9 protein-coding genes are annotated in these 12,811 nt (G+C 74.1%); 6 read left to right on the top strand and 3 right to left on the bottom strand.

Annotation, left to right across the window (positions count from 1 at the left end; genetic code table 11):
* Nucleotides 1–48 precede the first annotated feature (48 nt).
* Nucleotides 49–3,090, bottom strand: coding sequence for a CHAT domain-containing protein (locus tag ACQPYE_RS25760; RefSeq protein ID WP_498714968.1), 3,042 nt, complete (start codon nt 3,088–3,090; stop codon nt 49–51).
* 130 nt (nt 3,091–3,220) lie between these two features.
* On the opposite strand from ACQPYE_RS25760, the gene ACQPYE_RS25755 reads away from it, so the two are divergent.
* The gene (locus ACQPYE_RS25755; protein ID WP_498714967.1) at nt 3,221–3,568 is read left to right on the top strand and encodes a CATRA system-associated protein; all 348 of its coding nucleotides are present in this window, start codon (nt 3,221–3,223) and stop codon (nt 3,566–3,568) included.
* Entirely contained in the window at nt 3,549–5,189 is a 1,641-nt protein-coding gene (locus tag ACQPYE_RS25750; RefSeq protein WP_498714965.1) for a CATRA conflict system CASPASE/TPR repeat-associated protein, read from the top strand. The genes ACQPYE_RS25755 and ACQPYE_RS25750 overlap by 20 nt, the downstream gene beginning before the upstream one ends.
* Here the strand turns inward: ACQPYE_RS25750 and ACQPYE_RS25745 are convergent, their stop codons facing one another.
* Complete coding sequence (locus ACQPYE_RS25745) at nt 5,190–5,582, bottom strand: OsmC family protein (RefSeq protein ID WP_498714962.1); 393 nt, start codon at nt 5,580–5,582, stop codon at nt 5,190–5,192. It abuts the gene before it with no gap.
* A 174-nt stretch (nt 5,583–5,756) separates the two neighbouring features.
* On the opposite strand from ACQPYE_RS25745, the gene ACQPYE_RS25740 reads away from it, so the two are divergent.
* Nucleotides 5,757–6,425, top strand: coding sequence for a DUF1990 family protein (locus ACQPYE_RS25740; RefSeq protein WP_498714961.1), 669 nt, complete (start codon nt 5,757–5,759; stop codon nt 6,423–6,425).
* Between the two features lie 77 nt (nt 6,426–6,502).
* Nucleotides 6,503–7,543: an NAD-dependent epimerase/dehydratase family protein gene (locus ACQPYE_RS25735; protein WP_498714960.1), complete on the top strand. Its 1,041-nt coding sequence runs from the start codon at nt 6,503–6,505 to the stop codon at nt 7,541–7,543.
* A gap of 67 nt (nt 7,544–7,610) precedes the next feature.
* Here the strand turns inward: ACQPYE_RS25735 and ACQPYE_RS25730 are convergent, their stop codons facing one another.
* Nucleotides 7,611–8,675 (bottom strand): spore photoproduct lyase family protein, encoded by a 1,065-nt coding sequence (locus ACQPYE_RS25730; RefSeq protein WP_498714959.1) that lies wholly within the window; start codon nt 8,673–8,675, stop codon nt 7,611–7,613.
* A gap of 948 nt (nt 8,676–9,623) precedes the next feature.
* Here ACQPYE_RS25730 and ACQPYE_RS25725 point away from each other — a divergent pair.
* Nucleotides 9,624–10,868, top strand: coding sequence for an MFS transporter (locus ACQPYE_RS25725; RefSeq protein WP_498714958.1), 1,245 nt, complete (start codon nt 9,624–9,626; stop codon nt 10,866–10,868).
* A gap of 4 nt (nt 10,869–10,872) precedes the next feature.
* Nucleotides 10,873–12,612, top strand: a complete 1,740-nt coding sequence (locus tag ACQPYE_RS25720) for an alpha/beta hydrolase family protein (protein WP_498714957.1) — start codon at nt 10,873–10,875, stop codon at nt 12,610–12,612.
* Nucleotides 12,613–12,811 lie beyond the last annotated feature (199 nt).

Raw genomic sequence — 12,811 nt, 5'->3', positions numbered from 1 at the left:
GGGACGAGGGGCGAGCACACCGGTGCCGTCAGCCGCCGGCCGCGAGGCTCACGGTCCTACGTGGATGTACGCGGCCCAGACGCGGGCGTGAGCGGGGACCCGGTCGCGCAGTCGGCGGCTCGCGCGGTGGACGGCCAGGGCCGCCAGGTCGGTGCCGGTGTCGCCGATGGCGGCGTAGAAGTCCTTGGTGAAGCGGATCGCGAAGCGGTCGTGCACGGGCCACGAGGACGCCACCACGTGCCGGTAGCCGGCGAGCTGGAACGCCGAGGCCAGGTGGATCGACTCGTCGGCCAGGGTCGGGGTGGTGCGCGCCGTGGAGCAGGCGGACAGGAAGGCGAGGTCCGCGTCCAGGCGCAGCCGGATGATGTCGGTGACGGTCAACGGCGTCTCGTCGTGGTCGGCCAGCACCAGGCGGTTCCGCGACGGCGAATCGGGGTCGGTGACGCCGTGGCAGGCGAAGTGCGTCCGCGAGTGCCTGCCCAGCCCTTCCAGGACCCGGTCCCGGAGGGCGTCCTGGCCGACCAGTTCGTCCGGCGGCGCGGACAGGTGGCGGACGACGATCTCGCGTTCCGCGTGCACACCGGGAAGCGGCGCGAAGCCCGCGGCGTCCGCCGGCGTCACGAGCAGCGTGCGGTCGTCGCCGGTCGGCGCCACGCGTTCACGGCGGGCGTACCGCAGCGCCCGTGCGGTGGTCGTGTACGACGACATGACGCGGTCGATCACGGCACGCGGGTCGCCGGGGGTGTGGTGCCCGGCGGCGTGCAGGGGGAGGAACGTCAGCGCCCCGGAGGGGCACCACCACACGCGGGGCCAGGGCTCTCCCGGGCCGGGCGGCCCGTGGTGGCCCAGCGCCTCCAGGACCGGTTCGGCGACGACGTCCCACAGCCACGCGAGGATCCGGTCGGCGGTGTCGTCCACCGCCAGGTCGGTGTCGACCGCGGCGAGGAAGTCGCGCGCCCGGTCCGCCAGCTCCGCGCGCGTCACCCCGGGCAGCGGCACCGCCCGCACGCCGTCCGCGCGGACGATCACCGCGTCCACCCGCTCGTCGCCGAGCGCGAACAGCACGACCGGGCCGTCGGCCGCGGCGGGGGTGAGGTCTTCGGCGGGCTTGAGGAACCGGGCGAAGCCGGGCAGCGCGCGGGCTCGCTCCACCAGCCGGGTCCACCGCAGTGCCAGCCCGTGGTGCCGGTCGGCGTCCTCGGTCGACTCGCTCGTCCACGTGGCCAGCACGTCCCGGACCGAGCGCAGCTCCTCGGCCAGCGCGGGGTGCCGGTCGGCCAGGTCGGTGAAGTCGTCGCGGTTCTCCAGCACCTGGGAGAAGAGGATGCCCCGGCCGTGGTCGAGCAGGGTGGCCGCACGGGTCGGGTCGCCCGCCTGGACCGCGGCCGACGCCGCGCTCCCGACCAGGTCCCCGAGTCCGGCCAGCCTGCGTTCCTGGTCGGTCCGCACCAGGCCGCGCGAGGCCAGCAGGGGGAACAGCTCGATCGCCTCGGCGTGGGCTCGGACGGCTCCCTCCCAATCTTCGCCGTACTGCGATGCCTTCGCGGCGCCGTGGAGCATGGCGATCCGGGTGCGCACGTCCGTCCGGTGATCCGCGCCGCTCGTGCGCAGGGTCTGCGCCGCTCTGCGGGCAAGTGACCGGTCACCGGTGCGGTAGGACAGCGAGAACTGGAGAGCGGCGACGGCTTGCGCCAACTTGTGCCTGCCGGGGTGGTCCGGCGCCAGGTCCCGGAGACGGGCACGTGCGGCGGCCTCCGCCGCGCGGATCGCCTCCAGGTCCTGGGTGACCTGGCTGTGCCGTCCCAGGATGCCCAGTGACGCGGCGAGCAGGTCGGGGGTGTCCGGGTGCGTCGCCGGCGCTGTCCGCACGACCTCCCGGGCGAGCTCGGCGGCTTCCTCCAGGTCCTGGCCGTCCCCGGAGCGGCCGTGGCGGCTGTAGCACCGGGCGGCCAGCCTGGTCAGCACCCCCGGGCGGAAGAGGAGGGGATCGGCGTCGACGGCGGCCAGCACCTCCCGGCCGAGTTCGACGGACCGGTCGAGCGCCGCGGTGTCCCCGGTGTGCAGGTAGTGGGCGTGCAGTGCCTCGCCCAGGTTGTGCATCGGGGAGAACCGGCGCGAGCACCCGTCGTGGAGCAGGACGAGCGCCCGCTCCAGCAGGGCGATCGCCTCCGTCAGCGCTCGCCCGTCACCGTTGTCGGCGTAGCGGGCGATGAGGGCGGCGGAGAGGTTGTTGAGGCGTTCCGACTCGTCGTGCCCCGAGTCGTCGCCTGAGTCGTGCCCCGAGTCGTCGCCTGAGTCGTGCCCCGAGCCGTCGCCGCCTCCTGCCTGGTCGTCTCCTGCCTGGTCCCCGGCCGCACGGCCGAACCGCACGGCGCGCTCGTGCGCTTCCGGGTCGCCGGTGCTCCGGTGCGCGAACTCCCACGCGGCGGACAGCCTGCGCGCCACCTTGGCCGCGGGACGGATCTCGTACGCCCGTTCGAACGCGCGGATCCCCGCGCGCAGGTCCGCCGGGTCGCCGACCGCCTCGTACAGGTGGACCAGCGCCCGTCCCAGCGCTTCGAGGTTGGTCCAGCGCTCCTCGTCCGACGTCGAGCCGAGCACGGCCCCGCGCAGCAGCGCCACGGCCCGGTCCAGGGTGTCGGGGTCGAGGGTGCGCGCACCGGTCCGCAGGAGCTCCGCGGCCTCGCGGTCGGCGCGCTCCCGCGCGATCGCTCCTCCCACCCACCGGAGGAAGTCGCGCTGACCCTCGTCCAGCCCGGGGTTGTCCAACTCCGCGCGCACCACGGCCTCGACGTCCCGGTGCAGCGGATCGTCACGGTCGGCCAGCGTCGTCGTGGCAGCGGCGAAGTAGCGCACGCAGTCGAAGCGGAGCGGGTGCCGGGGAGAGATCTCCTGGAGCGTGAACCGCATGAGCGCCGCCACCGACGCCAGGAGCTCGTCGTCCACCGTGGCCGTGCCGTCGCCGAGGACCTCACCGGCCGACCGCACCCACTGCGCGGGGTCGTCCCCGATCGCCGCGACGAACCGGGCCGCGGCCCCCGTCGGGTCCCCTCGTCGGGTCGCGGCTCGCCGGGCACGTTTCGCGCGCATGACCGACTTCTACCAGACCTCCGGGCTCGACCGGCTTCGCGGTGACACCGCAGAAGTGCGTGCCCGAACGGCCGATCGTGTGCCTACCCTTGGCGTCCGCCGATCACCTACGACCGAGGCGCACCGAAGCATGGACAGCGCATTCCCCGGCCTGGACGACGAATCGACCGAGGACGCCCTGGGCGTCCTCGCCGACGTGGCGTCCTGGCGGCTCACCGACGGCCGGTGGTCGACCGTGACCGCTCTGTTGACCGCGCTGCTCGACGCGGTGGAGGACGCCGACGTCGACGCCTTCCGGGCCGCGACGATCCAGCTCGAACTCGCCTCGCCGACGCGCATCACCCGGATCGGGGCGGAACCCGCGGTGCCGCCACCGGCGCCGGTGCTGGAGATCGCCAACTCGGTGGTCCACCGGCTCCTGCCGCAGGACGGGCGGACGCACGACGGGGAACCGGTCGATGACCGTCCCACCGACTGACCAGGAGTTGGTCGGGCACCTGTTCGCGCCGTTGGCGGACGCCCCCGACCCGGCGGTCGAGACCAGCCTGCGGATGATCTGGGAGCGGTGCCGCGACCTGGGCGTGGTGCACCCCGTCGCCACCACCGGGCTGCCCGCCCACCTGCCGGCCGACCTGAGGTCGTCACGGCGGGACGAGGCGGTCGCCGCGGCGGAGAACGGCACGGCGGACGTGCAGGTGGTGCTGCGCCAGTCGCACGACGCGCTGAACCTGTCCCTGGTGCTCGCGGTGCCCGCCGACACCAGGTCGCGGCGGCTGCGCGCCGGTTCGGCCGTGCCTCCCGGGTGGGTCGAGTTCGACCGGGTCTGGCGCGAGGTGGTCGGCCGCGACGCCGACGGGTGGCTCGGCGCGGTCCGGGTGTTCCAGGGCAAGCTCGGCCGCGACGCCGGCGGATCGGGCCTGGACCGGGCCGTTCTCGACGCGCTGCCGGACGGGCTCGGCGACGGGCTGCGGTGGCTCGAACCGGAGTCGCCGGCGCCGCACGTGTCGGTGTGGGAGCCGGCGGGCGACCGCGGCGCGGACCGCGCGCTCGTGGTGCTGGCGCCCGCCGACCGCGACCGGGAACTGAGCGCGTGGACGTGGAGCCGGGGCACGGCCGAGATGCCGCCGCTGGCCCGTTACCTCGGGCACGCCGCCAAGCTGCGCTACTCGATCGAGGTGTGGCGGCGCGACGTCGCCTCCCTGCACCGGCTGCGCGGCGCGGTGGACGGCCAGGTCGACCGGGTCCGCGCCGACCTGGCGCCGGTCGACGCCCTGCGCCGCGGGCAGGTCGACATCGCCGTGTCGACCTCGGCGCTGCGCCGGCTGCGCCACGTCGCGGAGATCGCGCGGGCGAACATGGCCGCGGTGCTGGACCGGCCGCTGGGCGGTGACCGCGGACTGGCCGAGTGGTTCGACCGGCAGCTCGGCCACACGATCACGCAGCTGGAGGAGAGCGGCCGGTTGGCGCGGGAGGTGCGGGATGTGACCCCGGCCGCTGGTCGGGCCGGCGTCACGAGGTCGGCCGGGCAGCCGAACCGGCGCGCGCGACGCCCCATCCGGATGGGGTTCATGCTCGACATCGTCGGCTACGGCGGTCGGGACTCGTCCGCGAAGGAGAGCTTGCAGGAGCGGCTCGCCGCCGTGGTGCGGCTGGTGCTGTCGGACGTGGACGTGGCGCTCTCGGAGACCGAGCGCCAAGGCACCGGGGACGGCGTCCTGGTGTTCCTGCCGGAAGGGCTCGACGTCCAGAGGGCGTTGCCGGTGCTGCTGAGGTCCACCGCGCAGCGGCTCGCCCACGACAACGGTGTGTTCCGCGACCGGATGCGGGTGCGCATGGCCGCCGACGTGGGGCCGGTCGGCTTGGCGGAACTGGGTTTCGGCGGGGCGACGGTCACCAACACGGGCCGCCTGCTGGACAGCGAGCCGTTGCGCGGGTGGGTGGTCGACCACCCGGACCGCGACCTCGCGGTGGCCCTGTCGGACGCGCTGCACTCGTTCGTGGTGGTCGAAGGATCTCCGAGCCTGCCGCGGGAGCACTTCACGAAGGTCGCCGTGCGGGCCAAGGAGCTGGTGACCACCGCGTGGCTGTGGACCGGCTGATCAGGCGACGGACAGCTCCCAGCCGTTGGCCAGGGGGCAGTGCTGGGCGACCCGGTCCACCAGGGTGCGTCGCTGGTCGTCGTCCGTGACGTTGGGCAGTTCCACGACCAGGCGGGCGTCGAGGTCGTACCGCTGCGCGCCGTGCCCGCTCAGCGTCACCTCCGCGCGCACGGCGCTCCCTTCCGCGTCGTGCCCCCCGGACGACGCGATCAGCACCAGGCTCTGGTGCACGCAGGTGGCCAGGGCGGCGGCGAACAGGCGTTCGGGGTCCCAGCCGGCGCCGCTGCCGCCCAGTTCGACCGGTTGGGTGACGGCCAGTGCGGCGGGCTCGGCGCCGTCGACCTCCACGCGACCGTTCCGGGACACCGCCGCGGTGCTGTAGAGCTTCGTCATGTCCGCCGTCCCTCGCCTGTGGTCGACCGTTGCCGAGGGGTTAGCCCGTCACGCGTCCGCCAACCGCTGCCCTCCTGCCATCACACTGCCGTGTTACGAGGACGGCCGTCACCTGCCGTGTCCGCGGCGCTCGGGCGGGTACTCGACGGGAGGTCCCGAGAGGTTGGAGTCGTCGTGCGAGTGGTCAGGTCCGATCGGGTGGACGTCGGAGCGCTGCTGCGGGCGCTGCGGGGGCGCGGGCTGAACTACGACCCCGCGGAGGTGCGGCGTCCGGCGTGGACGTTCGACGTGCACCGGAACGACCTGGGACGGGAGGCGGTCGGGCCGCCGGTCGAGGGCGGGCTGTGGTCGCGGGCCAAACCGCTGGTGGCCGGGTACGAGTTCAGCCCACCCGAGATCGTGCGCGCGTACTACGAACCCGGTTCGGCGTTGCCGGGTCGGGACATGCTGCTCCAGGCGCGGTTGCCCGGGTTGCGGTTCCTGATGGGCGTGCGGGTGACCGACGTGCTGGACGAGACCTCCGCGGAGCGGACGACCTGGGGCTGGGGTTACGAGACCCTGGAAGGGCACCTGGAGCGGGGGCGGGTGGACTACGCGCTCGTCAAGCACCACGCCACCGGTCGCGTGGAGTTCGTCGCGCGCAGCCACTCGCAACTGCACCCGCGCGCGCCGTGGTGGATGCGGTGGGGGTGGCGGTGGTTCGGGCGGCGCGTGCAGCTGCGGTTCTACCGGCGGGCCGGGCAGCGGTTGCGGCGCCTCGTCCACGAGCCGGTGGCGGTGGCGCCGACCGCGGTGGAGCGAGCGGCCGGCTGGGGCGTGAGCGTCCCCGATCCGGTGTCGTGAGGTTGCGGCGTGGTCCGACGGGTAGTCCGGATCGACGGGAATCGGCCTGATCGGACGGGGGCTGTGTCGTGAAAGTCGTGATCACCGGGGCTTCGGGCAACGTGGGCACCGGCGTGCTGCGCGCCCTGGCCGCCGACGGGCCGGATCACCGGATCGTGGGTCTGTGCCGCCGCCCGCCCGCGGACGGCGTCTTCGACGGGGTCGAGTGGCAGGCGTGCGACTTGGGGGATGAGGGCGCGCGCGACGTCCTCGACCGGGTGATGGTCGACGTGGACGCCGTGGTGCACCTGGCGTGGATGTTCCAGCCCGTCCGGCAGGGCGAACGGCTGCACCGCACCAACCACAAGGGCACCGCGGCGGTCCTGGAGGCCGCGCGGCGGGCCGGGGTGCCGCACGTCGTGCACGCCTCGTCCATCGCCGCCTACCGGCCCGCGGCCGACCGGCCGGTGCCGGAGACGTGGCCGACGACCGGCGTGCCCGGCTCGGCCTACGGGACCGGCAAGGCGGAGGTCGAGGCCGCCGTGGACCGGTTCGCGAGGGAGAACCCGGACATCGCGGTCACCGTCGTGCGCCCGACCCTGGTCGCGCAGAGCGCCGCCTCGGCGAGCTTCCTGGCGCTGTTCTTCGACCCGCTGGTGCCGCGGTGGCTGATCCGGCTGCTGCGCGCCGGCAAGGTGCCGTTGCTGCCGCTGCCCGCGGCGATGCTGGTGCAGCTGGTGCACGCCGACGACGTGGGTGACGCGATCGTGCGGATCCTGAGCCGTCGCGCCACGGGTGCGTTCAACCTCGCCGCCGACACGCTGACCGCGGCCGACCTGGCCCGGCTGGTGGGCGCCCGCGCCGTGCCGGTGCCGGGACGCGCGATGCGGGAGGCCGTGGGGCTGCTGTGGCGGCTGCGGGCGATCGGCATGTCACCGGGCTGGTTCGACGTGGGCACCCGCTCCCCGCTGGTCGACACCACGCGGGCACGCGCGGAACTGGCCTGGACGCCGCGCGTGAGCAGCATGGACTGCGCCCGCGAACAGCTCGCCGGCCTCGCCGACGCCACACCCGGCCCGAGCCCGGCCCTGCGCCGCGACCGCCTCCGCGACGACAAGCGCGCCGACGCGGTGACCTGACGACCGGCACGGGGCCGGCGGGTCGGCCGGCGCGGAACAGCCGTGGTGCGCGTGGCGATCCCGCCCGTCAGAACGCGTACCGAACGCGCAGGTACGGTGCGTGCCGGTCGATCAGGTCGAGCAGTTCGCCCAGCAGCCGGCGCTTGAGGCCGTGCCGGTAGCGGACGTTGGCGCCGCCGCCCTCGCTGCGCTTGGCCTCCTGCAGGTCGGGACGCCACAGCACGTCCTCGGCGCGGGGGTGCCAGCGCAGGTTCACCTCGTGCAACGCCTCGTTGTGGGTGAGCATGATGATCTCCGCGGCCAGCTGGTCGCGGGTGCCGGGGGAGGCCGCGTCGCCCAGCGCCTCCAGCAGCTCGCGCCAGTCGTCCAACCACCCGTCGTGCACGACGACCGGGCTGAGGTTGACGTGCACCTCGTAGCCGGCGGCGTGGAAGTCGTCCAGCGCGGCGAGCCGGTCGGCGATGGGGCTGGTGCGGATGTCGAGGAGCTTCGCGACGCGGTCGGGCATCAGGGAGAACCGCACCCGGGTGCGGCCCCGCGGGTCCCAGTCCAGCAGGTCGCGGTTGACGTGCTTGGTCGCGAAGGACGCCTTGGCGGTGGGCAGCCCGCGGAACAGCTCCACCAGGTCGCGCACGTTGTCGCTGAGGATCGCGTCCACCGAGCAGTCCGAGTTCTCGCCGATGTCGTAGACCCACGCCGCGTCGTCCACCTGGCCGGGCTCGGTCATCGGTCCCTGGCGCGCGACGTGGCGGGCCAGGTAGCCGGTGATCTGCTCGATGTTCGCGAACACCGTGATCGGGTTGGAGTAGCCCTTGCGCCGCGGCACGTAGCAGTACGCGCAGGCCATCGCGCACCCGTTCGCCGTGGACGGTGCGATGAAGTGGGCCGAGCGCCCGTTGGGCCGGGCGCTGAGCGACTTCTTCACCCCGAGCACCAACGCCTCCTGCTTGATGCGCACCCAACGCCGGGCGTTGGCTTCGTCGCCGTGCAGCTCGGGGATGCGCCAGTGGCTGTCGACCTCGACGCGTTCCGCGTCGGGGAACCGGTCGAGCACCTCCCGCCCGCGCGGCAGTTCCCCGGCGGCGTGCTCGACGTAGATGCGGGTCGGGGAGATCAACGGTGGGGGCGTCACGTCTCCAGTGTCCGAACGGGACCGACGAAAACGCACGTCAGGTGCTGCTCTGTGGGCCGACTCACTTCAGCGGATGGCGACGTCGTCGTCGGTGGACCAGCCCTCCGGGTCGCTGCTCGGTGCGGCCGTGGCAGTGGCGGGGAAGAGGGCGGACGCGAGGCAGGGGCTGACCAGTCCCGCGGATGTCGATCGCCACGGCATGGGGGTTCCCTTCTCCGGCCGGTGTGCACCCTGGGCCAAGCGCAGCAGCACGACGCGAGGCCGCGCAAGATGCGCGCCCCGGCGTCACCCGATAAGGGCGGAAAATGAACCGATCGAACGACCCCCGCTTCTCGGTGGCCCCTCCCTTCAGGTGCGCCCTCCGGCGCATTACCGGCTCAGGTCGGACGAGAACCGACACCCGTCCGCCAAGCCGCTCGGTGATCCACGAACGCGCTCGAAATAGCCGACATCGATCACGCGCTTGATCGACTGGTGCGCCGGTGGGCGGATCCGGCGAAGCGCTCGGGTCGGGATTTCCACGTCCTGTCCCGGTCGCTTATGGGCAGCGCGGCCGGTCGGCGTGCCGCGCTGATCGACGTCGCGGCGAATAGCGGCCGTTCCGCGAGCGCTCGGCACCTCTCGGGTCGTACCTCCTCCACCTGCACGGATGAGGTCTTCGGCAGGCCAGGGTCGCTGAACCGCCGCGATTGCGCAATACCGGACGAAGCCCGCTGCTTCGGACTTCCGCGCGGGTGGCATCCGTTGGGGTTGGCCATGGTCCGTACGCCAGCGGAATTGCTCTGTCGGGGTGCATGGCGAGTCTTGGTGGGGCGTGTATAAATTCGGGGAAGCGTCCGCTGTCACCGCCGAAAAGGGCGGTCTCGAACCCATTTGTCGAACCGGTCGTGCACTGCTCGTGGCGCATGGATTTGATTTCGCGATTCCGGATGACGGGAGAACGACGGCATGTCGGCGGTCGGGACCAGCGTGCGGAGACACCGGGACTTCCGGCTGTTCTGGCTCGGTGGCGCGGCTGCCCTGCTCGGCTCGCACGCCTCGGCGCTGGTGCTGCCGGTGCTGGTACTGCTGCTCGGCGGCTCACCGGTGACGGCGGGTGTGCTGGGCACGGTGGTCGGGTTGGCCGAGGTGCTGGTCTCGCCGGCGGCGGGCGTCTACGCGGACCGCGCGCCGCGCCGGCCGATGATGGTGATCTCCGCCCTGGTCGCGGGCTGCGCGGCGACGGTGATCGCGCTCGCGGTGCTCACGGGTCGCGCGTCGTTGCCGGTGCTGTTCGCCGCCGCGGTCGTGGAAGGCGTCGCCACCGCCTGCTACGCGGCAGCCGCGTCGGGCGCCATCCGCGCGATCCTCCCGTCGGACGACCCGGCGGGCGCGCTCGGCGCCCTGCAAGCCAGGGAGAAGGCCGCCAAGCTCGCCGGACCGGGCATCGGCGGTGGCCTGTACCAGCTCGCGCCCTGGGCGCCCTTCCTCGTCCACGCCTTCGCCTACGCGGTCACCGCCCTGTGCGCGGGCCTGCTCAGCTCGGACCTGCGACCGGCGCGGACCGAGGACCGCAGGTCCTCCTTCCTGCGGGACTTCGCCGACGGCGTGCGGTTCCTGTGGGCCGAACCGTTCCTGCGGTTCATGGTCACGTGGGCCGCGGGCGTCAACCTGGTGCTGGGCGCGCTGTACTTCCACGTCATCCTCGTCGCGCGCCTGCACGGCGCGTCCGCCGCCACCATCGGCCTGCTGCTCACCGCGGCGGGGGTGGCGGGCCTGCTCGGGGCGCTGGCCGCGCCCTTCTTCCTGCGCCGCTTCACCCCGACCCGCCTGGTCCTGGTCGTCTCGTGGCTGGTCGTCCTCGTCGCGTTCATGTTCACGACCACCCCGCCGCCGCCGGTGATGGGCGCCCTCCTGGCCGCCGTGTCGGCCCTCACCCCCGCGCTGAGCATCGCGTTCCAGAGCAAGGCGATCACCAGCACCCCGGACGGGATGCAGGGCCGGGTCGGGACCGCGCTGGGCGTCGTCGGGGAGGGCACGGGCGCGGTGGCGCCCCTGGCCGCGGGCGTGCTCGTGGCCGCGCTCGCCCCGGCCCTCGTCGCCGTGGTGCTGGGCACGGCGCTGGTCGCGATCGCGCTCTACACGACCGTGACCGTGCGATCCCTGGCGGCGCCGGCCGGGGCCGACCGCACCCCCGAGCCGGTGGAGGAGTGACCGCGTGAAGATCGACGTCCAGGTGTTCTTCCCGGAGGTGCCCGCCTTCGCCGAGTTCGCGCCCGATCGCGCGGTCTACACCGGTGACGTGGACGGCCGGTGCGAGATTTTCACCCGGTCCGCCGCGGGCGCGCGCCAGGTCACCGACCGACCGCAGGGCACGATCAGCTGTGCGATCGACCCGACCGGCGCCGAGGTGTGGTGGTTCGACGACGACCTCACCGAGGTGGGCCGCTGGCGGATCACCCCGTTCGACGGCGGGGACTCCGAGGACGCCGGGGTGCCGCCCGGACGCGCGGCCGGGCTCGCCATGTCCGCGGACGGCACCGCCGCGGTCGGCGTCGGCCGCGGTGGCCTCTCGGTCTACCGGAGGAGCCCGGACGGCCGGGTGGACCACGTCGGCGACTTCGACGGCCACGCCACGCTCGTCGACCTGTCCCATTCCGGCCGGCTGGCCGTGCTCGCCCGCGACCCCGAGGACCCGGTGCCCGCGGTGGTGCTGGACCTGGTCACGGGCGAACGGCTGCCGCTGCGGTTGCCGGGACGCGCCCTGTGGGTCTCGGGGTTCGCCCCGGTCGAAGGCCCGGAACGGCTGCTGCTGACCACCGCGGACGGCGCCGCGTACCGCCTGGCCGAGTGGACCCCGGCCGGCGGTCTCCGCGAGCTGCGCTGGTTCGACTCCGACACCGAGATCGCGCCGACCTGGTACCCCGACGGCCGGCGGGTCCTGGTGCGCCGGGACCGGCACGCCCGGTCCGAACTGCGCGAGCTCGACCTGGAGCGGCGGACCGACGTGCCCGTGCCGACGCCGCGCGGCAGCATCCTGGCCGCCCAGGTGCAGCCCGACGGCGACCTGCACTACGTGTGGACCGACACGACGCACCCGCCGCACCTGCGCACCGCGTCGGGCCGGTGGTCGTCCGGCGGCACGCGGAACGCGACCGTGGCGGGCGTGACGGGCGAGGCGTGGGTCGACACCCCGGCCGGACCCGTGCACACGCTGCTCACCGCGCCGGACTCACCCGGACCGCACCCCACCGTGTTCCTGCTGCACGGTGGCCCGCACACCGCCGCCCGCGACGCCTACGACGGCCTGGTCTCGGTCTTCACGGGCATCGGCTGCACCGTGGCCAGGCCGAACTACCGCGGCTCGACGGGCTACGGCCCGGCCTGGCGCAACGACTTCTCCGACGGTCCCGGTCGCACGCAGCTCCTCGACCTCGCCGCCGTGCGCGAGCACCTGGTCGCGGCGGGCGTGGCCGACGAGGACCGCACGGCGGTGGTGGGCACGTCGTGGGGCGGCTACCTCGCCCTGCTCGCCGCGGGCGTCCAGCCGGCGCTGTGGAGTGCGGTCGCGGCGGTCAACCCGATCGCGGACTACGTCGCCGCCTACCGCGGCGCCACGCCCGCCGTGCGGGCCCTCGACCGCCGCATCTTCGGCGGGGACCCCGACCAGCGGCCCGCCGAGTACGCCGCGGCGTCCCCGATGTCCCACGTCGCCTCCGTGCGGGCGCCGGTGCTGGTCCTGGCCGCCACCGAGGACGACCGCTGCCCGCCGGACCAGGTCGCCGCCTACGTCGCGGCGCTGGAGGCGCACGGCGTCGAGCACGAGCTCCAGTGGACCCCCTCCGGCCACGAGGGCCGCACGGGCGCGGTCCACCGCCAGATCATCGGCTCCGTGGTGAGCTTCGTGGCCACGGCGCTGGGAGGGCGGGAGATCTCCGCCCCCAGGAAGACGGGATGAACGAAGGCACCGGCAGCGTGCCGGACCCGTCCGCCCCCGACCACAGGAGGGAGGTGACGACATGCGCAAGCGCGTCATCAAGAACGACCCGATCAGCGGCAACCGCGACCAGAGCCGCGGCGTCGAGGTGAGCGTGTCCGTCAGCGTCAGCTTCTGACGGCGAGCCACCAGGTGGCAGAGGCGGGCGGTACCCGATCGC

The organism is Actinosynnema sp. CA-299493 (assembly GCF_050946825.1).
Taxonomy (GTDB): domain Bacteria; phylum Actinomycetota; class Actinomycetes; order Mycobacteriales; family Pseudonocardiaceae; genus Actinosynnema.
This window is presented reverse-complemented; position numbering and strand designations above follow the sequence as displayed.